Genomic DNA, 22215 nt, shown 5'->3' with positions numbered 1-22215 from the left:
AACTGATACAATATCATCAGAACCAATTAAAGGGGGACTAGGGTATATGACAACTACTACAACAGTGAAATCCGATATTGAAATCGCACAAGAAGCGAGTATGAAGAAGATTCAAGAAATTGCAGCTGATTTAAATATTTTAGAAGATGAATTAGAGCCATACGGGCATTATAAAGGTAAGTTATCTCTTGATATTTTTAAGCGCTTACAAGATGAGAAAGACGGTAAAGTTGTTTTAGTAACAGCAATTAACCCAACTCCAGCTGGAGAAGGTAAATCAACAGTAACAGTTGGTTTAGGTCAAGCTTTTAACAAAATTGGTAAGAAAACAGTAATTGCACTTCGTGAACCATCTCTTGGACCGACGATGGGATTAAAAGGTGGAGCAGCAGGTGGCGGTTTTTCACAAGTCGTACCAATGGAAGACATTAACCTTCACTTTACTGGAGATATCCATGCGATCACAACTGCCAATAACGCATTAGCAGCGTTTATTGATAATCATATCCAACAAGGAAACACACTTGGAATTGATACGCGTAAAATCGTTTGGAAACGCTGCGTTGACTTAAATGATCGTGCCCTTCGTAACGTAGTAATTGGTCTTGGTGGACCTGTACAAGGTGTACCACGTGAAGACGGTTTTGACATTACAGTAGCATCTGAAATTATGGCCGTGTTCTGCCTTGCAACAGATATTCAAGACTTAAAAGCACGTTTATCTCGCATCGTAGTTGCCTATAACTTTGCAAATCAACCTGTAACGGTTAAAGATTTAGGTGTAGAAGGTGCGTTAACACTATTATTAAAAGACGCATTAAAGCCGAACTTAGTACAAACGTTAGAAAATACACCAGCTATCATTCATGGCGGACCATTTGCGAATATCGCTCACGGTTGTAACAGTGTTATCGCTACAACAATGGCAGCAAAATTAGGTGATTATGTTATTACAGAAGCTGGATTCGGTGCTGATTTAGGCGCTGAGAAGTTTTTAGATATTAAAGCTCGTGCAGCTGGCATTAAACCAGAAGCAGTTGTTATTGTTGCGACGATTCGTGCGCTTAAAATGCATGGCGGCGTTGCAAAAGATCAATTAAAAGAAGAAAATGTAGATGCATTAGCAAAAGGTATGGAAAACTTACAGAAGCATGTTGAAACAATTCAAAGCTTCGGTGTGCCTTTCGTAATTGCAATTAATAAATTCATTACAGATACAGATGCAGAAGTTACATACTTACAAGAGTGGTGTAATGAGCGTGGCTATGCAGTATCCTTAACAGAAGTTTGGGAGAAAGGTGGCCAAGGCGGAGTTGACCTTGCTGAAAAAGTACTAAAAGAAATCGAAAAAGGTGAAAACAACTACGCACCACTTTATGAATTAGAATTACCCTTAGAAGAAAAAATTCGTACAATTGCTCAAAAAGTATATGGCGCAAAAGATATTGAATTTGCTCCGAAAGCACGTAAGCAATTAGCTCAATATGAAGGAGAAGGTTGGAGTAACCTACCAGTTTGTATGGCGAAAACACAATACTCTCTTTCTGACGATGCAACAAAATTAGGTCGTCCATCTGACTTTATTGTTACAATTCGTGAGTTAAAACCATCTATCGGTGCAGGTTTTATCGTTGCGTTAACAGGTACAATGTTAACAATGCCAGGTCTTCCAAAACAACCAGCAGCACTTCAAATGGATGTAAATGAAGATGGAAAAGCAGTAGGTTTATTCTAAAAGGTTGTAATTCATCTCGTTTATCTGTAAACTATATATACATCAAGTGGCGCCTTTCCATCGAAAGGCGCCTGTTTTTTGGAGGAAATTATGTTTGATCCAACTGCTTTTGACAATTTAAAAGTAATCGTAGAAGGTGCTGTGTATGATTTTGATCTACATGGAGATATTCTTGTAACAGATCGAAAAGATATGATGGATCTTGCTTCATTAAGTCGTATATATCATATCTCATTTCAATTAACAGAACCGTTTGAACCATTAGTAGAAGCAACATTTTCATTATCTGTGGATGCAAAGAACTTGTCTGGTGAAATACTAGAAGTGCCTCAGTTTACACCAGGTTGTGAAATGAAGCTAGCATTTTCATTCCCGTTAGAACAACCAGAAGTAAAATGCGAAGAAATTGAAACATTAATGCGTTCTATATGGGGAAAAGAAAGAATGATTATGCAGAAAGTTTCATACGAATATAATAAGCGAGCGATTTCATATCATAATAAGGTAGAGGTTCTATTTCAAAAAGCGATTACAGAAGACCATGTTGATGATTTAATAGCTGTTATTTCACACATGATAGAAACGGTGCGAACAATACAGCATTTTCTTCAAAAATAGAGATAAAGGAGAAAAACAAATGATAAAAGATATGCAACCATTTTTACAACAAGCTTGGGAGAAGGCTGGTTTTAAAGAGTTAACTGAAATTCAAAAACAAGCGATTCCAACTATTTTAGAAGGACAAGACGTTATAGCTGAATCTCCAACTGGAACAGGAAAAACATTAGCGTACTTATTACCACTTTTACATAAAATTAATCCTGAAGTAAAACAGCCACAAGTTGTTGTTTTAGCGCCAACACGTGAACTTGTAATGCAAATTCATGAAGAGGTTCAAAAGTTTACAGCAGGAACTGAAATTTCAGGTGCATCTTTAATTGGTGGTGCAGATATTAAGCGCCAAGTTGAAAAATTAAAGAAACACCCAAGAGTAATTGTCGGTTCACCAGGCCGTATTTTAGAATTAATTCGTATGAAAAAGCTAAAAATGCATGAAGTAAAAACAATTGTATTTGATGAGTTTGATCAAATTGTAAAGCAAAAAATGATGGGCGCAGTGCAAGATGTAATTAAATCAACGATGCGCGATCGTCAATTAGTATTCTTCTCGGCGACAATGACAAAAGCGGCAGAAGATGCGGCACGTGATTTAGCAGTGGAACCACAATTAGTACGTGTAACACGTGCAGAATCAAAAAGCTTAGTTGAGCATACGTATATCATTTGTGAGCGACGCGAAAAAAATGATTACGTAAGAAGAATTATGCATATGGGCGATGTAAAAGCAGTTGCTTTCTTAAACGATCCATTCCGTTTAGATGAAATTACAGAGAAATTGAAATTCCGTAAAATGAAAGCGGCGGCTCTTCATGCAGAAGCAAGTAAACAAGAGCGCGAAGCGACAATGCGTGCTTTCCGCGGAGGGAAATTAGAAATTCTACTTGCTACTGATATTGCAGCGCGCGGTATCGATATTGACGATTTAACACATGTAATTCATCTAGAGTTACCAGACACAGTAGACCAATATATTCACCGCTCAGGACGTACTGGACGTATGGGTAAAGAAGGAACTGTCGTATCTCTTGTAACTCCACAAGAAGAGCGCAAATTACTGCAATTTGCGAAAAAACTAGGCATCGTATTTACGAAGCAAGAAATGTTCAAAGGATCATTCGTAGAAACGAAACCGAAAGCACCAAAGAAAAAGAAACCAGCATTTACTGGGAAGAAAAAGCCTAGATAAATGATGGAGAAGGCGTAACTATTTGTAGTTACGTCTTTTTTGTTTGTAAACAAGTGATAATGGGAATTGTATTAGTGTTTTTAATGTGCCTATCATATATATGCTTCTACTGGGAGTATCGAAAAAAGGGTAGTTTATTTATTTGGTTTATACGAGGAAATAATATAAAAAAGTCGAATATTAAAATGATGCGAAATAATAAAAAGAAGGTACATATATGGATAGGAAATTAGGAATGTTTTTGAATACAAAATATATTGAAGTAAACGAAGGAATAAAAAAGGCGAGAGAATGGGGGTTAGAATATATTCAATTATATGCTATGAATAAAAACTTTAACTTAGCTAATATTCCAATGGCAGAGTGGAATGCTTTAAAGAAAAGCGTATCTTTTAATGGAATAAAGATTCCATCATTAGCAATTAGTTTTGGAGAAAATGGAATTATGGGAATAGAAGCTGAGAGTGCAATAGATCAGTTTAAATATATTACTGACAGAGGTTTGGAGCTTGGGGCAAAGAACATAACAGCTCATATTGGGAAAGTTCCAGATGATGAAAAAAGTGCCTACTATGATAAAATGCTACGTGTTTGTAATGAAATAGGGGAATTAGCGTTCAAATTTGGGGGAGTCTTTGCTATTGAGACGGGATCTGAAAAAGCAATAGTATTAAAACGATTTTTAGAAACTGCAAACTCGAAAGGACTAGCTGTTAACTTTGACCCAGCAAATTTAATAAGTGATGTAAATGAAAATCCGGAAGAAGGTTTATTACTATTAAAAGATTATATAGTACAAACTCATATTAAAGATTGTAAAGAAGTGAAAAGTGATCGTTCAAGTAAGTATATTGAAGTCGCAGCAGGGAATGGTGAAGTAGATTTCGATATATTCTTCAAAGTATTAGATAAAATTGGATTCGACGGATATAACATGATTGAAAGAAATGATTATTTTGATGAACTGGATGGGATGAGTCAGTCGATAAATTTTGCAAAGAAGTACATACCAACTCAAAAGGAATAACGATAGTATTTGTAGAAAGCTACATAGAATATAAAAACCATTAGGGGGAAATGTAATGATCCATAAAGTAGGACAAATTATGTTATATGTAAATAATCAAGATGAGGCAGTAAATTTTTGGACGGAAAAGGTAGGGTTTTATGTAGTTGCAGAGGAAGATAATAAGCAAGGAATGAGATGGATTGAAATCGCTCCGAAAAGCGGTGCAGAAACGAGCATTATATTACATAATAAAGAAATTATTTCTAAAATGAGCCCAGAATTGAATCTTGGTACACCGTCCCTAATGTTCTTCTCAGAAAATCTTGATCAATTATATACAGATTTAACAAATAAAAATGTTACTGTTGGAGAAATGGTAACCATGCCTTCTGGTAAAGTGTTTAACTTTGCTGATAGCGAAGGGAATTATTTTGCGGTTATGGAGAAGAACCAATAATAATATTGCTATGTGAAAATCCCCCTCAAATATATTTGAGGGGGATTAAATTTTTGAAGTGGATTTTTCATTAGAGAGTTGTTTAATAAAAAATACTCCTTTTTTAATAGCTGTCTCAATATAGCCAACGATTTGGTCAAACGTAAATACTTGTAAGTCTTCATGCAAATGTTGCTTTGGATACAACATATCTTCAAAAAGATACTTTCGAAAAGCTAAAACGTTTTCTTTAGAAACCTCTTCAATATCCACAATGTGAGCCTCTTGATTGAGAAGAGAGAAAAGCTGTTGTTCTTGATCGTAATGATGAAGCAACTTTGCATTTAACAATTTAAAATCGTTATAGTACAGGGGTGCGATAGTTTCGTCATTCTCTATTCTATTTTTTAGCCAAGGTAGAAAAAATCCACTTAGCCAATTATCATCGGCAATGAGGTGGGTATAATAGCCTAAAATAAATGGGGAATCTATATGTGATTCATATTTATGAAAAAATGAATCATAATCTATTCTTCTCGTATAGTTCTTCGTTGTACCGGCATAAAAATGTGAGGTTCCTTTTTCTTTTTTTGAATGAACAGCATCAGGGGCTACAGCTCCAAGTAAGAAAGAAGTCTTATCGTGAATAGATAGTTTCTCAGCAATACCGTTAGCGATAATAACATGCATAATTCGTGATCCCATGAATGCCACCTCTGTTTCCAGTATTCATTTCAGGAAGAGGACTAAACAGTTAGTATTACTTTCCCTGTACTTTTTCTACTTTCGACCCATTCATGTGCTTTCCCTGCATTTTGAAGTAGAAAAGATTTCGTAGCCTTAATTTGTAAACGTCCGTCACGCAAATAACGGAAAACTTCATTTGCAGTTTCTTGGAGCAGTTCAGGACGCTTTTTTCGTGTGGTTCCAAAGCTAAAACCGAGTATAGAGCGACAACTTGCATGTAAATCTTTCGTTTGAAAGTTACCAATTTCACCGCTAGCATTACCGAAATGAACGAGGCGACCGTAATCAGCAAGGCAGTTTAAACTTCTTTCAGAAACAGTTCCAGAAATAGAGTCCAAAATGATATTCACTCCTTCTCCGTTTGTCAGCCCATTGACTTTCTCTACAAAATCTTCATCTTGATGACAAATAACATAATCAGCTCCAGCATCTAAAGCAATTTCTTTTTTTGCTTCACTTCCGACAGTGCCTATAACTGTTCCAGCCTCTAATAGTTTAGCAAGTTGAATAGCAGTAGTGCCAATTCCGCCAGCAGCCGCATGAATGAGTACAGATTCACCTTGTTGAAGCCTTGCAACATTTGCGAGTAAATTATAGCTTGTAAAAGATACGATTGGACAAGCGGCTGCAGTTTGAAAGTCAACTTCATGGGGTAATACGAAAGTAAGATTTTCATTTGCAACAACGTATTCTGCGTAAGATCCATTTTGAGGAAAAGCAATGACACGTTGTCCAGGGTGAATATTTTTCACATGAGAACCGACACGTTCTACAATACCAGTGGCATCTATACCTGGAATAAAAGGTAGTGCTTTATTTCCTTTTTTACCATAACGTAATTTAATATCAGCGAAATTTACACTAGTAGCAACAACGCGAATTAAAACTTGATCTTCTGAAATAGCCGGTATATCCAAATCTGTATATTTCATCACTTCAGGACCACCGAACGACGTTACAACGATAGCTTTCATCATATATCCTCCTAAATTTGACTATATAAATTATTTTAAATCTTTATCAGAAATTGGAAAAATATATAATAGTTATGTGTGGTTATAAGTGAAGCTTATGAACTCAATGAATCATAATATTAATTTATATAAAAAAACTTTAAAAAATCGAACGAAATATGAATTACCTGCCAATATATAGTGTAAGACAAAGGAGGGCTGGAATATGAAGGGTGAAATAGATTACGCACATTTAATCCAATTAACTTTATCAGGAAATAAAGAAGCATATAGCAAGTTGTATGATAAAACGATTCAAGAAATATATAAAACAGCACATTTTTTAATAGAGGATAAAACGGATGTAGATGATGTCGTTCAAGAAATATACATACAACTATATGAATCGCTTCGTAAGTATGATAGCGAGAAGCCATTTCGTCCTTGGCCAATTGGACTTGCGATTAAACAAATTCACTCTTATAGAAGAAAGAGGTGGATGCGACTACGAATTATAAAAAAAGCAGAAGAGCAAAGAAAGTCAGTGCAAATTGATTTTTCTAACGATGTTGTAAGTAAAATATCAAACCAAAAACTAATTGAACTCATTCATAAATTACCGTATAAATTGAAACAAGTTATTATCTTAAGATACTTACATGATTATTCACAAGAAGAAGTAGCACAAATATTACATATTCCAATTGGTACTGTGAAATCTAGAATTCATGCGGCATTAAAGAAACTACGTCAAAAAGAGCAAGTAGAAGAAATCTTTTTAGGAGAGGTAGGGAATGTGAAATGAGTTTAGATTGTAGAGTTAGGGAATCTATACAAGAAGAAGCAAAAGGTATTGTTGCCCCGCCGGATTTAAAAGAAAAAGTAATCGTACAAATAAAAATGAAGCACGGGCGGAGTAAGAGGAAGAAACGCCTTATCGCAGGAGTACTTGCAGCAGCTCTTTTAATCCCGACGACAGGTTTTGCGTATCAATCTATTATGGCGGACGGTATATACGGATCTTTCGAGAATTTAAAAAAACATGCCGGAACGATGACATTAGAGGCGTATATGCGTTTTAGTGCAAAATTATCAGAAGCAAAAAATGAAATGGGTGCGAAAGAATATGAAGAGTTTACAAAAGAACTAAAAAAATTAACAAATGCAAAGCTTGCATACGGAGATTCGAACGGTAATATTGATTATGATCAATTATCACCAGCAAAAAGAGAAGAAATGAAAAAGGTAAGTATGGGTCTTCAGCCATACTTTGATAAATTAAATGGTCATAAGTCTAGTAAAGAAGTATTAACACAAAAAGAGTTTGACCGTTATGTGGAAGCTTTAATGACATATGAAATCGTACAAGTGAAGACAAAATCAACTGGTGGGATGAAAGTAGAAGAAGTACCTGAGGCGTACAAAGAAAGATTTATTCAAGCGGAGCAGTTTATGGAGTATGTAGATGAAAAGGTGAGATAAGTAAAAAGCTCAATGCTTTAGCTTTGAGCTTTTTTATTAAAACAAAAAAAGAGTGTTCAATTATATTTTTTCATATTTGCAGTATCTTTTTGTATAAAACAATCTAAAAGGGAATAACCAGCTATTAAACTAATTATCGTAACAAAAGTTGTATTTATTAGAATAATATTAACTAAATAAGGTAGGTATTCTGCAAGTGGTGAAAAGAGTAGTGCTGGGGAAAAGGAAATGAATAGTGTAGGCACTGTAATAGCAATAAATTTATCCGGTTGAAAGCTCCAGTTTTGTTTACTTGTTTCGCGATTAATAGATTGAAGGAATCGTAATAAAATGCCAACTATAAGAGGGAAGAGTGTAAAGTAGAATAATCTTGGATAAACGTTAAAGTTCACTTGCGTGTCTGTATCTAAATAAAATTGAATTTTTACTCCTACAAATAATAATAAGACGATAAATAATGTAAAGCAGAGGTATAGCATCACTTTTTGCATTATATTCCACCATCCTTTACTCAAAATATATTCAAAAAAAGAAGAGATATACAATAACTACTGTTGTATATCTCTTCTTTTACTGTTAGTTAATAGTGGAGTTTGCTTTTTCTTGCTTCGTGAAATAATCAATAATGCCCATTGCACTAATTTCTATATCTAGATGTAAAATATTATAAACGGAATGATCTGATGGAACGTTTAACCTTGTAAGATGAGAAGAGATTTTATCCATTAACAAAGTTTGTAAAGCTTTAGTCGCTTCATCGAAATCATTATACTTTTCAAAGACTTCCTTACCAGTCTGAACGAAAATAGGTAGCCAATGTTCCAGTTGATTGTATACTTCTGTAACATGAGAGGATGCGCCGTAATGACCGAAATAAATAGTATCTACATCCATACTTTGAATATGATTTTTAGAAGCAATCATCGCATCTGGTTGAAATTGTGAAGGGGACGTTGATGGTAGATACAGTTCTACACCAACGTTTGCGAGTTCTCTATAATAAATTCCAATTGTATCACCAGTGAAAATCCCGTTTGTTAATGAATCGTGAATGCTAATATGGTGCTTAGCATGCCCCGGTGTATCGTAAAATGTAAGGATACGTTCTTCGGCAATTTTTAACGTATCACCATGTTGTACAATACGAACACGTTCTTCTTCTATAGGAAGAATTGGATCAAATAGTTTATCAAAATCTTCTTTGTATACAGCTTTTGCACCTAAAATGAGTTTTGTTGGGTCAATCATATGACGAGCACCGCGAGAATGCACATATAAAGTAGCATTTGGGCACTTTTCCATCATTAAACCAGCAGCCCCTGCGTGATCTAAATGAACGTGTGTAACGATAATGTTTTTAACTGCGTTTAAATCAATATGTAATTGTTGTAAGCCTTCTAAAATATACGGAAGAGAAGGGGCTGCACAAGTTTCAATTAAAGTAATATCGTCACCTAATAAAACGTACGTACCAGTTCGTTCATTATGTTGTAAATCGAAATCATCAATCAGATATAGGTGAGAAGATAATTGCTCTACTTTTTTCATATTTACCACTCCTTATATACTGCATGTTTCTATTATACGCTAAAATAGAAAAAAGGCAGAAAACGAAGCTCGTCTTCTGCCTTTTTGTAATATTATTATTTCGTTTGTTGTTTATTAATAGACATAATGAACAGTCCAACAATCCCGCCTACTAATGGAAGCATAATTTCTCCTGCTAAATTAAAGTAGGAGCTTAAGAATAAACCATTTACATCGATTACCCAGCCAGTAACATACAATAACATCATATATAGTACGAAATAAAACTCGCGATTTGAAATCGTTTCATGTTGTGCAGTTTTCATAATGGACACCATCCTTTTCTTTTATAATGGAATATAAACTGTCACATTTTGTTCACATTTCAATTGTAAAACTTTCCATCATAAAAGTCTAGTAGTATGTGTCGAATTTTGAACGGAAATAAAGCGTTATCATTATATCTTATAAGTACGTAATAAGAGATGTATATTCACGAATGTAGTATAGTATAAACATAGAATGATAGTGAAGAGAGGGGCAAAGACAATGACAGTTTATGATTTTTCAGCTAAAACAATTACCGGTGAAGAAAAATCGTTAAAAGATTACGAAGGAAAAGCACTTCTTATTGTAAATGTAGCTAGTAAATGTGGTTTCACACCGCAATATAAAGGATTACAAGAGGTGTATGATAAATATAAAGACCAAGGACTTGAAATACTCGGATTCCCTTGTAACCAATTTGGAGGACAAGAACCAGGTACAGAAGCGGATATTACTAGTTTTTGTGAATTAAACTACGGTGTAAACTTCCCAATGTTTGCAAAGGTTGATGTGAAAGGTGATAAGGCTCATCCTTTATATACATACATGACAGAACAAGCACCAGGTTTACTCGGTATGAAAGCAGTGAAATGGAATTTTACGAAGTTTTTAATTGGAAAAGACGGGAAAGTAGTAGGGCGTTTTGCACCACAGACGAAGCCGGTAGATTTAGAGGTTGAGATTGAGAAGGTACTTGGAGAATAATTAGGAGTTTCACTTTATTAAAAAACGTCTCAAAGAACAATGTAGTTCTTTGAGACGTTTTCTTTAAACTTACATTTTCAAGATTAAATTACTGTATCAAAGCCATCTGATTTAGGTAGAGAAGCTGCTTTTTTCATAAGCACTTCCCATAAGTGTACGGATTTCTTCCATTCTGCTGCAGCCTGCCCCTGTTTATACATAGCGTTCTCATAACTGGCAGTAAGTTGTTGCATATCGGCCGAGTTGTAAAGTGTATCGATATGGAGAGCGTATTCTCGGAATGTTTGACTTTCACCCCGTGGTATGCCAATTCTTGCAAATTGTTTTAAAAGTGCACCGTAAGCTTTTTGATAAACAGCATCATTTTTTCGGTATTTATAGAAATGAATAATAAGAAATGTCCTCCATATCATTCTAGTGGTGAAGAGAATGTATCCCATAATACTAATTAGTATCGTAGAGAGGAATACGTACCACCAAGAAAAACTAGTTTGAGAATTTGTGACCTTTTTAGTAGAAGCTTCTTCTGTATTTTTTATTAAACTTTTAAGTTTTGCTTCATTATTTCGTTGTTGTATTTGCGTGTTATTAGAATTATTTGCTTCGCTATTTTGTGAAATAGGAGCAGGCGTATTATTTATAAAATTATAGGGATTAGTAAATCCTTTTGTTGGTTCGAATGGAATCCATCCGTATCCTGGGAAATATACTTCGACCCAAGAGTGTGCGTTATCGTTCGTGATTGTATAAACATCCTCACCTTCTGCAGAGGCAAGTGTATTGTCAAGAGTTCCTTCTGTATAGCCTTTTACCCAGCGAGCAGGAATCCCGGCAGAACGAAGTAGTACAATCATAGACGTCGAAAAATTATTACAGTAGCCGCTTTTTGTATCGAAAAGGAATTGATCTACATAATCTTGGCTTTTGGCAGGGAATAAGACATTCGTTGATTCGTATGTAAAAGAGTTGTCTGTAAAGTAATTTTCAATAGCTAATACTTTATCATATCGGTTGTCTTTATCATTTGTAAGATTGACAGCCAAGTCTTTTACGCGCTGTGGTAATGACTTGGGAAGTTGTGTGTACTTTGTCATAAAATAAGGATTTGTTTCTTGACCTTCATTTGTTTTTACAGCTTTCAAGTTTTCTATGGAAAACTCAGGGATCTCATATGTTACTTTATACGAATGTAAAGTAGTAGAAGAGTCTCCATTCATTGTATAAATTTTTTCTGAAAACGGGTCAACACTGTATGATACATCAGAAGCAGCCTCAACTGATACTAATCCTGCTGGATAGGTAAGGTGAGGATAACTTTTTTGCATGGTAATTGTTGCCTCAGTCGTTTTCATTTTTGTATTTTGTTCGTACCAGCTTACGACGTCGTTTTTATTTTTAAAAGAAATCTTTTTCGGATTTTCAGAAATTTCCCAGCCTTTTCCTGTATAAAAATCTTTTGTTTCTACTCTCCAATATTGTTTGTTTTGCGTTCGTGCTGTGAAAACAACTGTAGGATCCGCCTTAAAAGGACCGCCTAATCGCGAGTCATCTAAACCATACCCAATTGTAGAAATTTTTTGTTCTTTACTTGCTTCAGATGTGTTGAATTTTAAAAAATCCATTGGGTTTGGCCATTGAGGGCCAAATTTTGGAGCAAAGTATGCAATGGTTGCTAATAATACGATAAATATTGTAAGTGGTCTAAGTAATTTTGAGATTTCTCTAGCATAATTTTGTAAGTGTTCACGTTCTTTTATTCGTTCTACTTGAAGAAGACTAAGCATAAAAAAGCCGATGACAACAGTACGAATAATAGCGTAGTTTGCATTGTATAAATGTAAGTTATGAAAAGTTGCGATATAAATAATAGTCAATACAAGGAATAGAAACCCACGTTTTTTATGAATAATCCAAAATGAAGTGAAAGAACTCAAAAACCAAAATGAGAGAAAAAATAAAAACGTCGGAAAAACTGGAGAAATATCTAGTAAATTCCCTTGGAAAAACAGGGAGGAATTTCGAAACATATCAGAAAAGAATGTTGTTAGCCAAGATGGATTTATAAAAGCATTTTTATAATATAGGGAATGAATGATAAATAAGACTGTGACAATTTTTATAGGAATCTGCCACCTCGTTTGAAAAAAAGAGAGAGCGAAGCAAATTCCTATAAATGTTACGAAAATATCTAATCTACCTACATTTGTAATACCTATAAGAGGTCTTAGCCATTCTAGTAAAAGAAGAAATACACATGCATGCATGAAGAATCTGTTCGTATCCCACTTGTATTTTGCTTGTAATATCATCATTTGTTCACCTCAAAAAACACGTTTGTATACCGGTTTTCATAAACCGTGTTTACAAATATTTGTCGTTTTTTTAGAGTTTCTAGTATACTGAGTTCTCGGTGTGAAAGTTGATTCGCTTTTTCTTTCACGACAAAAACCATACATTTTCTATTTCTTATAGCAGCACAATCAGCCGCCTTTTGAATATCGGGAGAAAGATTACTGGTCACGAGTATAACCGTGACGGGCTCATAAATTTTTCTTAGTTCCATGTCTACACTCTGGGAGAGCGGGAATACACTGTCTGCTTGTACTTTTGCTAAATGACAAAGGATTTGTTGTAACTGCGTATCTCCATTGTCTAAAGGGAAAATAGTTTGTTCTTTTCCGATAGACACGAATGATGCTGGTGAATTTTGTTTCAAGACAGCCCTTACGATAGAGGCAGTAAATGTGACGACTGATTCGAATAGAGGAGACTCGGTTCTGTCTATGAATATCATGATATTATGGCTGCGCTGTTGTTCAAACTCTTTTGTCATAATATTGTTTGTTCGTGCAGTTGCTTTCCAATCGATCCATGAAAAGCGATCGCCAGGTTTATAGTCTCTGACACCGACCGAGATTGTAGAGTCTTTTGCTGAATTTATATTTGCTGAAAGCGCTCCTTGTTCGAAATGATTTTCCAATTGTCGATACGCTATATCTACATACTGGGGATAGACTAAAAATGTATTTGGAACTGAAAAAGTTACTTCTTTCTCCATCATGCCGAATAAATCGCCAGTTTTGACACGAACGCTTGAAAAAGTGTGCTCGCCTCTAGGGATTGTGTCAATAACATATTGAAACGAAATATTTCGTTTCAATCCTGGGAAGAGTACTACCTTATTCATCTTTATTTGTTTACAACTTATAAATTGTGGTGGCAGTTCATCTTCTATAACTAAATAAAGTAAGGGAAAAGGAAATTTTCTTTTTATTGTAATCGTGCTTACAAATTGTTCTCCTACTACATATCCATTTTGGTTTGTTATTCGCTTTACTTCAGCGTCCCGTAAAGCGTAGAAGGGGAGTAGTAGTGAATAAAGAGCAATGGGAATTATGCTGTAAAATAAAAACCAACTGACAAACCCTCCTTGAAACATAGCGTACACAAATGTTAAGACTAGGCATAAAGGGAGTAGCAATAACTTCATAACGTGATATAGCGCTCGCAGCATTCGTTTCATCAAGGGTTCATTGTCCTTTGAGTAGGCACGGTAGTTCGTGCAACGATTTTTGCGATAACTTGTTCGCCAGTTATTCCTTCAAATTTTGCTTCCATTTTTATAATGAGTCTATGTGCTAAAACGTAAGGGGCTAAAAGTTTAACATCGTCTGGAATAACATAATTCCTGCCATGGATAAATGCATAAGCTTGTGAAGCTTTCATTAAAGCAATCGAACCACGTGGACTTGCACCTAACTGTATAGAACTGTACGTACGAGTCTGATTAACAAGCTTTACAATGTAATGCTTAATTGCTTTGTCCATACTTACTACCCGTACGCTTTGTTGTAAATAAATTAATTCTTGTATTGTAGTAATGGTCTGTAATTGAGAGAGTGGATTTGTTTTTTCCATCCGGTTTAAAATTTCAAATTCTTCTTCTGGTGTAGGATATCCCATTTTTAGTTTCAATAAGAAACGATCGAGCTGAGCTTCTGGTAGAGAATATGTTCCTTCATATTCGACCGGATTTTGTGTAGCCATGACAAAGAACGGCTTTGGTAAAGGTCTTGTAATACCATCTATTGTAATATTTCCTTCTTCCATACATTCAAGTAAAGCAGATTGTGTCTTTGGAGATGTACGATTAATTTCATCAGCAAGTACAAAATTCCCCATAATTGGTCCAGGCTTGAACTCAAATTGGAGCTCTTTCGGATTATAAATAGAAACTCCTGTTACATCTGACGGCAATAAATCAGGTGTAAATTGAATTCGCTTATAATCAGCATCAATGGATTTAGAAAGAGCACGTACTAGCATTGTTTTTCCGACACCAGGAACATCTTCTAATAGCACATGACCTTCAGCTAAGAGAGCTGTCAAAGCTAAGATCGTTTCTTTTCGTTTTCCGACCATTATTTTTTCAATATTATTGATTATTTTTTCTACAGTGGGATGTAATGAATCAAGCTGGGGCATCGTAATCCTCCTAATGTTATTATCGTTTTCTAATCTATTTAGTGGACATATTTCTAATTCTATTTGTAGATAGTAAAACTTCCAACTTTAATTCTGAGAATATTCAGATTATTTATTTTGATTATATCTAGTATAATTGTTTCCGTAACTAAGGGCAATACAGTAAATAATGATTTGTAGTTTTATGTAAAATATATCTTGATATAAACTATTGTTGTGGGTAAAACATATAGGAAGGGAAGGAAAGATTGTCCTCAATGAGCAAAATAAATAGCGTAGGAAACCCTACGCGTAAAGTTTGGAACATATATTAATATGCCTTGTGATTAAAATGTATATGAATAAAAAATAAAGTCGACTTCACATGAAGAGGTCAGCTATTTAAATTATTACACTCTTTTATTTTTTATCTTTCTTATATTCTTTTCGTTTATTTAACCAAATATGAATTAATTCTACCAATTCCATTGTTTCAATCTCACAATATTCTCCTTTACCATCTTCGGCTAAATTGTCTAACACAGTAGTTGTGTCGTTCCGAATTTCTAAACCACAAATATTGCCATTTACTACTACATAATTTTTTTCTCCGTTTAAAACATTATGTATTTCTTCTAAAATCCAATCTCCAAAAGCTGTAACTTCAATTCCTAAAAAAGTTTCAACAAGTTTAATTTCTTGAGGAAGTCTCATAACTAAATCACTACTGTTAAGCACTTCAAAACTATATGGATATTTCATGACTATTTTACTCCTTTATTTCTGGCTTTAGTGACTCTATTTACTTCTCTATTAATCTCATAAGCTCTATTAAGGTAATAAATTCTTATACTATCATCACTATTTTCCTACTTAAATTATAGTAAAAGTAGATTATTATTAAACTTATCTATCCAATATTTCTCTGATGTAGGTATGAATTCAGTGAAATCTTCATATGTACCACTTCAATCTTTTGGTACATAGTTTTCGTAGGATGCCGGTTCTGGAAACATTGAATATAGTATTTTATTATCAAAGTTAATTAATAAGATTGGACTAAAATCTAATAGATCTTCTCCTGCATTTTTCCTTTTAATATTTTCAAGTAGTAAATAATTTAATTCTTCTTTAGTTGTTTTATATTGATTAATCCTTACTAAAAATACTTCTACATTTTCATGATCTAATACTTTTATTCCATTTCTTTCTTCCGTTTCGTCATTATCTTCAATGCTTATACCTAAATTTTTATATGCATTATCTAATTTATTATAATCTAAAAACCATAGTTCTTTATCTGTTACATACCATCTAAACTCATTTTTATATATGACGGCTACTATAATGTTTTCTGCGTAAAGCGGTTCTAATTTCATAATATACTCCTTGTATTATTATCTTAAAATCCTGCCATTCTTGTTGTATTCTTCTATTGATTCAATCCAAGTTGCTGACAATTCATATGGATTTCCTGGCGTTTTTTGTTCAACTATTTTCAGGATAGTTGCCCTTGATATGGTGGATTTAAAGTATTGTATTTTCATTTATTAACTCATTTAACGATTTAGGTATATTAAATTTAACTACTCCCAAATTACTGTCTCTATTATATAAGAAATTTTTTGCAAGCTCATTATTATCTGTACTTCATCTTAAACTTTGCTAGAAGCAAGGAAGTAATTTAACAGTCAGTGAAGGATGTGAGCCCTCCACACTGATTAGATGTTCACTTTTTTATATTTTTTCCGGAATTTTTGACAATCTCTTGAACTGTGCGAAATGTCACATCTGTATTTTACAACCTCTCTTATAGTAAGGGTATGTAAGAGAGACGTATTAAAGGAGTGAACAGTATGAAGAAAAAAACTTCAGCACTAATGAGACGTTTAAAATATTTTTCACCAATAGATCGTTATAACGATAATCATACACAAGAAACATATGAAGATCGCGAATGGGAAAATGTGTACAGAAAGCGTTGGCAGCATGATAAAGTAATTCGTTCTACACACGGCGTGAACTGTACTGGTTCATGTAGCTGGAATATATATGTGAAAGATGGAATTGTAACTTGGGAAGGGCAGGAGCTTAACTATCCGACTACAGGTCCTGATATGCCAGATTTTGAACCGCGAGGATGCCCACGTGGAGCAAGTTTTTCTTGGTACATTTATAGTCCACTTCGTGTGAAATACCCGTATGTACGTGGTGTTCTTTGGAATATGTGGCAAGAAGAATTGCAAAATAACGAGTCACCATTAGAGGCTTGGAAAAGCATTGTGGAAAACCGTGAAAAGGCACGTACGTATAAGCAGGCGCGTGGTAAAGGGGGATTCATTCGTACGAATTGGGATGAAGTGTTACAACTCGTTTCAGCTTCTTTACTGTACACAGTAATGAAATACGGTCCAGACCGAAATGTTGGCTTTTCACCAATTCCAGCTATGTCGATGTTAAGTCATGCTGCTGGTAGTCGCTTTATGCAACTTATGGGTGGACCGATGCTTAGCTTCTATGATTGGTATGCGGATTTACCACCAGCTTCTCCTCAAATTTGGGGCGATCAAACAGATGTACCAGAAAGTAGTGACTGGTATAACTCTGGTTACATTATGACATGGGGTTCAAATGTACCAATGACGAGAACACCAGATGCACACTTTTTAGCAGAGGTTCGATATAAAGGAACGAAAGTCGTTTCTGTCAGTCCTGATTTCGCTGAATCAACAAAGTTTGCGGATGATTGGATTAGTGTGAAACAAGGTACAGACGGTGCACTTGCGATGGCAATGGGGCACGTAATCTTACAAGAATTTTACGTAGATAATCAAGTGGAATATTTCACAAATTATGCGAAGCAATATACTGATTTTCCTTTCTTCGTCACATTGAAACAAAAAGGAGATCAATTCGTTGCTGATCGGTTCTTAAATGCTTCTGATATTGGACGAGAAACGAAGTTAGGGGAATGGAAACCTGTTCTTTGGAACGAGAATACGAATGATTTTGCAACACCTCACGGCACAATGGGATCACGTTGGGATAATGAAAAGAAATGGAACTTGCGTTTAGAAGATGAAGAAACAGGTGAAAAGATTGATCCACGTCTTTCTTTACTTGGAATGGAGGATAGTGTTCAAACTGTACAAATTCCGTACTTCTCTGATGATGGAAACAAAATATTAGAACGTACGATTCCAGTGAAAAAGGTTATGACAGAAGAGGGCGAATTGTTCGTTACAACTGTATACGACTTAACGTTAGCAAATTACGGTGTGAACCGAGGGCTTGGCGGACAAGGACCAAAAGACTTCAATGATGACATACCGTTTACACCTGCATGGCAAGAGAAAATGACAGGTGTAAAACGTGAGCTTATTATTCAAATCGCTCGTGAGTTCGCACAAAATGCTGTTGATACGAATGGTCGCTCAATGATAATTGTTGGAGCAGGTATTAACCATTGGTTTAACTCTGATACGATTTATCGCGCCGTTTTAAATCTTGTTCTTCTCGTTGGAGCACAAGGTGTAAACGGCGGTGGTTGGGCTCATTATGTTGGTCAAGAAAAATTAAGACCAGCAGAAGGATGGCAAACAATCGCGATGGCAAAAGATTGGCAAGGTCCACCGAAATTACAAAACGGTACATCCTTCTTCTATTTCGTAACAGATCAATGGCGTTATGAAGATACACCTGTTGGACATTTAGCATCACCAGTTGAAGGTAACTCTCGTTATCAACATCACGGTGATTACAACGTATTAGCTGCACGACTTGGCTGGTTACCTTCTTATCCAACATTCGAGAAAAATGGAATTGAATTATATAAAGAGGCTGTTGCTGCTGGTGCAACAACGCAAGAAGAAATCGGAAAATACGTTGCGCAAAAACTAAAAGAAAAAGAACTGAAATTCGCAATTGAAGATCCTGATAACAAAAACAACTTCCCGCGCAACTTATTCGTATGGCGTGCAAATTTAATTTCGAGTTCTGGTAAAGGACATGAATATTTCTTAAAACATTTATTAGGTACAACAAATGGGTTAATGAATGACGACAGTGATTCATTACGACCAGAAGAAATAAAGTGGCATGAAGAAGCGCCAGAAGGGAAGCTTGATTTACTCATTAATTTAGATTTCCGTATGGCTGGAACAGCACTGTATTCTGATATCGTCTTACCTGCTTCAACTTGGTACGAAAAACACGATTTAAGCAGTACAGATATGCATCCATTTGTACATCCATTTAATCCGGCAATCGGTTCACCGTGGGAAGCGCGCTCTGACTGGGATATTTTCACTTCACTTTCTAAAGCTGTGTCAGATTTAGCGAAGAAAATTGATCTTGAATCAATGAAAGAAGTTGTTGCAACACCACTTCTTCATGATACACCGCAAGAATTAGCGCAACCACTTGGCAAGATTAAAGATTGGAGTAAAGGTGAATGTGAACCAATCCCGGGTAAAACGATGCCACAAATTCACGTTGTTGAAAGGGATTATAAAACGATTTATGACAAAATGACTGCGCTTGGACCAAATGCCGGAAAACAACCGATTGGTACGAAAGGGATTTCTTGGTCAGCAGAAAAAGAGTATGAGCAATTAAAGAGCAAATTAGGAGTCGTTCGAACGGATTCTATCGCGAAAGGTTGTCCAGACATCAAAGAAGCAATCAATGCTGCTGAAGCGGTATTAACACTATCTTCTACAACAAACGGTCATATGGCAGTAAAAGCATGGGAAGCACTTGAAAAACAAACAGATTTAAAACTACGTGATTTAGCAGAAGAACGTGAAGAAGAATGCTTTACATTCGAACAAATTACAGCACAACCGAAAACAGTAATTACTTCTCCGGCCTTTACAGGTTCAGAAAAAGGTGGACGACGTTACTCACCGTTTACAACAAATGTGGAACGTCTCATCCCTTGGAGAACGATAACTGGTCGACAATCTTTCTACTTAGACCATGACATGATGAAAGAATTTGGTGAGACGATGGCAACATTTAAACCAATTCTGCAACATAAACCGTTCCGTAAATCACGACCTGAAGTAGAAGGGAAAGAAATTACATTAAACTATTTAACACCGCATAATAAGTGGTCGATTCATAGTATGTACTTCGATTCATTACCGATGTTAACGCTATTTAGAGGTGGTCCAACTGTTTGGATGAATAAAGAGGACGCTGCTGAAGCGGGTGTTGCAGATAATGATTGGATTGAGTGCTTTAATCGTAACGGTGTTGTTGTAGCGCGTGCTGTTGTAACGCACCGTATACCGAGAGGAATGGCATTTATGCATCATGCGCAAGATCGTCACATTAACGTACCTGGTACGAAATTAACAAGTAATCGCGGGGGAACGCATAATAGTCCAACTCGAATTCACGTAAAACCGACACATATGATTGGTGGATATGGTCAATTAAGTTATGGATTTAACTATTATGGTCCAACTGGGAACCAGCGTGATTTAAATGTTGTAATCCGTAAACTGAAGGAGGTAGATTGGCTTGAAGATTAAAGCACAAGTCGGAATGGTAATGAACCTAGATAAATGCATCGGCTGTCATACTTGTAGCGTAACATGCAAAAACACCTGGACAAATCGTCCAGGTGCTGAATATATGTATTTCAATAACGTAGAAACGAAACCAGGTATTGGTTATCCGAAACAATGGGAAGATCAGGAGAAATATAAAGGCGGCTGGGAATTGAAAAATGGTGAAATTCAGCTAAAATCCGGTTCGAAAATGAAACGTCTTATGAATATTTTCCACAATCCAGATCAACCAACGATTGATGATTACTTTGAACCTTGGAACTATGATTATGAAACGTTAACAAATAGTCCGCAGCGTAAGCATCAGCCAGTTGCTCGTCCGAAATCAGCAATTACAGGCGAATTTATCGACAAAATTGAATGGGGTCCAAACTGGGAAGATGACTTAGCAGGCGGACATATAACTGGATTGCAAGATCCAAACGTAAAGAAAATGGAAGAAGAAATTAAAACAGATTTTGAAAACGTCTTTATGATGTATTTACCACGCATATGTGAACATTGTATGAATCCATCTTGCGTATCATCTTGTCCATCTGGTGCGATGTATAAGCGTGAAGAAGATGGAATTGTTCTTGTAGATCAAAATGCATGTCGCGCATGGAGATTCTGCGTATCATCTTGTCCATATAAAAAAGTGTATTTTAACTGGCAAACGAATAAAGCTGAAAAATGTACAATGTGCTTCCCACGTATTGAAGCTGGTATGCCAACAATTTGTTCAGAAACATGTGTAGGACGTATCAGGTATATTGGAGTAATGCTATATGACGCTGATAAAGTAAAAGAAGCAGCTTCTGTTGAAGACGAAAAAGATTTATATGAATCTCAGCTTACTGTTTTCCTAGATCCAAATGATCCAGAAATAGCAGCTGAAGCGAAAAAACAAGGCATTCCTGAAGAATGGATTAAAGCAGCACAACATTCACCTATCTATAAAATGATTATCGATTGGAAAATTGCTCTGCCTCTTCACCCGGAGTATCGTACAATGCCGATGGTTTGGTATATCCCTCCGCTTAGCCCAATTATGAACATGGTGGAAGGGAAAGGTAGTAACTGGCAAGCAGAAGAGGTTTTCCCTGCAATTGATAATATGCGTATTCCAATTCAATATTTAGCGAATTTACTCACTGCAGGGGATGAATCACACATTCGTCTTACATTGAAAAAAATGGCTGTTATGCGAACATATATGAGAGCACTGCAAATTAATAAAGAGCCAAATGAAGCTGTATTAAAAGAACTTGGTTTAACGAAACAGGATGTAGAAGATATGTATCGTCTTCTTGCCATTGCGAAATATAAAGATCGCTTCGTTATCCCGACATCTCACCGTGAACAAGTGGCAGATTTATATAGCGAACAAGGAAGCTGTGGTTTATCATTCACAGGTGGTCCAGGCTCTTGTATGACAATTTCTTAAATAAAGGGGGCAGAAAAT

Annotated in this window: 19 protein-coding genes and 1 pseudogene; 10 read left to right on the top strand and 10 right to left on the bottom strand. The window is 35.5% G+C overall.

Annotated elements, in window-relative coordinates:
- The first annotated feature begins 46 nt into the window (after positions 1-46).
- From EBQ15_RS10115 to EBQ15_RS10095, 5 genes are all read left to right on the top strand, one after another.
- Positions 47-1735: a formate--tetrahydrofolate ligase gene (locus EBQ15_RS10115; RefSeq protein WP_014482011.1), complete on the top strand. Its 1689-nt coding sequence runs from the start codon at positions 47-49 to the stop codon at positions 1733-1735.
- 90 nt (positions 1736-1825) lie between these two features.
- The gene (locus tag EBQ15_RS10110) at positions 1826-2353 is read left to right on the top strand and encodes a hypothetical protein (protein WP_000460220.1); all 528 of its coding nucleotides are present in this window, start codon (positions 1826-1828) and stop codon (positions 2351-2353) included.
- Between the two features lie 19 nt (positions 2354-2372).
- The gene (locus EBQ15_RS10105; protein ID WP_000588613.1) at positions 2373-3542 is read left to right on the top strand and encodes a DEAD/DEAH box helicase; all 1170 of its coding nucleotides are present in this window, start codon (positions 2373-2375) and stop codon (positions 3540-3542) included.
- A 217-nt stretch (positions 3543-3759) separates the two neighbouring features.
- Entirely contained in the window at positions 3760-4569 is an 810-nt protein-coding gene (locus EBQ15_RS10100) for a sugar phosphate isomerase/epimerase family protein (RefSeq protein WP_000375213.1), read from the top strand.
- A gap of 55 nt (positions 4570-4624) precedes the next feature.
- Complete coding sequence (locus tag EBQ15_RS10095) at positions 4625-5008, top strand: VOC family protein (protein WP_000581486.1); 384 nt, start codon at positions 4625-4627, stop codon at positions 5006-5008.
- Positions 5009-5053: 45 nt separating this feature from the next.
- On the opposite strand, the gene EBQ15_RS10090 is transcribed toward EBQ15_RS10095, so the two are convergent.
- Together EBQ15_RS10090 and EBQ15_RS10085 are read right to left on the bottom strand one after the other, a co-directional pair.
- Entirely contained in the window at positions 5054-5692 is a 639-nt protein-coding gene (locus EBQ15_RS10090) for a zinc dependent phospholipase C family protein (RefSeq protein ID WP_000535620.1), read from the bottom strand.
- Positions 5693-5733: 41 nt separating this feature from the next.
- Positions 5734-6708 carry a quinone oxidoreductase family protein gene (locus tag EBQ15_RS10085; protein ID WP_000644628.1) on the bottom strand — a complete coding sequence of 325 codons (975 nt, stop codon included), beginning with the start codon at positions 6706-6708 and terminating at the stop codon, positions 5734-5736.
- A 205-nt stretch (positions 6709-6913) separates the two neighbouring features.
- Between EBQ15_RS10085 and EBQ15_RS10080 the strand changes: the two genes are divergently transcribed.
- Entirely contained in the window at positions 6914-7492 is a 579-nt protein-coding gene (locus tag EBQ15_RS10080) for a sigma-70 family RNA polymerase sigma factor (protein WP_000675560.1), read from the top strand.
- Entirely contained in the window at positions 7489-8169 is a 681-nt protein-coding gene (locus EBQ15_RS10075) for a DUF3600 domain-containing protein (RefSeq protein WP_000050677.1), read from the top strand. Before EBQ15_RS10080 ends, EBQ15_RS10075 begins: the two co-directional genes overlap by 4 nt.
- A 56-nt stretch (positions 8170-8225) precedes the next feature.
- Here EBQ15_RS10075 and EBQ15_RS10070 read toward each other — a convergent pair whose 3' ends face one another.
- The 3 genes from EBQ15_RS10070 to EBQ15_RS10060 all read right to left on the bottom strand — a co-directional run bounded on the left by EBQ15_RS10070 (position 8226) and on the right by EBQ15_RS10060 (position 10022).
- Positions 8226-8660, bottom strand: coding sequence for a hypothetical protein (locus tag EBQ15_RS10070; protein WP_001174544.1), 435 nt, complete (start codon positions 8658-8660; stop codon positions 8226-8228).
- 85 nt (positions 8661-8745) lie between these two features.
- On the bottom strand, positions 8746-9717 hold the full coding sequence (locus EBQ15_RS10065) for an MBL fold metallo-hydrolase (protein WP_000755001.1): 972 nt from the start codon (positions 9715-9717) through the stop codon (positions 8746-8748).
- Positions 9718-9812: 95 nt separating this feature from the next.
- Positions 9813-10022, bottom strand: coding sequence for a DUF3925 domain-containing protein (locus tag EBQ15_RS10060; RefSeq protein ID WP_000844984.1), 210 nt, complete (start codon positions 10020-10022; stop codon positions 9813-9815).
- A 223-nt stretch (positions 10023-10245) separates the two neighbouring features.
- On the opposite strand from EBQ15_RS10060, the gene bsaA reads away from it, so the two are divergent.
- Entirely contained in the window at positions 10246-10728 is a 483-nt protein-coding gene (gene bsaA / locus EBQ15_RS10055) for a glutathione peroxidase (RefSeq protein WP_000219434.1), read from the top strand.
- Between the two features lie 83 nt (positions 10729-10811).
- Here bsaA and EBQ15_RS10050 read toward each other — a convergent pair whose 3' ends face one another.
- The 5 genes and pseudogenes from EBQ15_RS10050 to EBQ15_RS10030 all read right to left on the bottom strand — a co-directional run bounded on the left by EBQ15_RS10050 (position 10812) and on the right by EBQ15_RS10030 (position 16571).
- A complete protein-coding gene (locus EBQ15_RS10050; protein ID WP_033682820.1) occupies positions 10812-13040 on the bottom strand; it encodes a transglutaminase TgpA family protein in 2229 nt (742 codons plus the stop codon).
- Positions 13037-14251, bottom strand: a complete 1215-nt coding sequence (locus EBQ15_RS10045) for a DUF58 domain-containing protein (protein WP_000827541.1) — start codon at positions 14249-14251, stop codon at positions 13037-13039. The genes EBQ15_RS10050 and EBQ15_RS10045 overlap by 4 nt, the downstream gene beginning before the upstream one ends.
- Entirely contained in the window at positions 14251-15213 is a 963-nt protein-coding gene (locus EBQ15_RS10040) for an AAA family ATPase (protein WP_001135808.1), read from the bottom strand. The genes EBQ15_RS10045 and EBQ15_RS10040 overlap by 1 nt, the downstream gene beginning before the upstream one ends.
- 399 nt (positions 15214-15612) lie before the next feature.
- Positions 15613-15954 (bottom strand): hypothetical protein, encoded by a 342-nt coding sequence (locus tag EBQ15_RS10035; protein WP_000877039.1) that lies wholly within the window; start codon positions 15952-15954, stop codon positions 15613-15615.
- 116 nt (positions 15955-16070) lie between these two features.
- Positions 16071-16571: pseudogene (locus EBQ15_RS10030) on the bottom strand (hypothetical protein).
- A gap of 477 nt (positions 16572-17048) precedes the next feature.
- Here EBQ15_RS10030 and EBQ15_RS10025 point away from each other — a divergent pair.
- Complete coding sequence (locus EBQ15_RS10025) at positions 17049-20732, top strand: nitrate reductase subunit alpha (protein WP_000730784.1); 3684 nt, start codon at positions 17049-17051, stop codon at positions 20730-20732.
- Positions 20722-22197 (top strand): nitrate reductase subunit beta, encoded by a 1476-nt coding sequence (narH, locus tag EBQ15_RS10020; RefSeq protein ID WP_000692662.1) that lies wholly within the window; start codon positions 20722-20724, stop codon positions 22195-22197. Before EBQ15_RS10025 ends, narH begins: the two co-directional genes overlap by 11 nt.
- Positions 22198-22215 lie beyond the last annotated feature (18 nt).

The sequence above is a fragment of the Bacillus sp. 2D03 genome, assembly GCF_003946765.1.
Classification (GTDB): domain Bacteria; phylum Bacillota; class Bacilli; order Bacillales; family Bacillaceae_G; genus Bacillus_A; species Bacillus_A cereus.
This window is presented reverse-complemented; position numbering and strand designations above follow the sequence as displayed.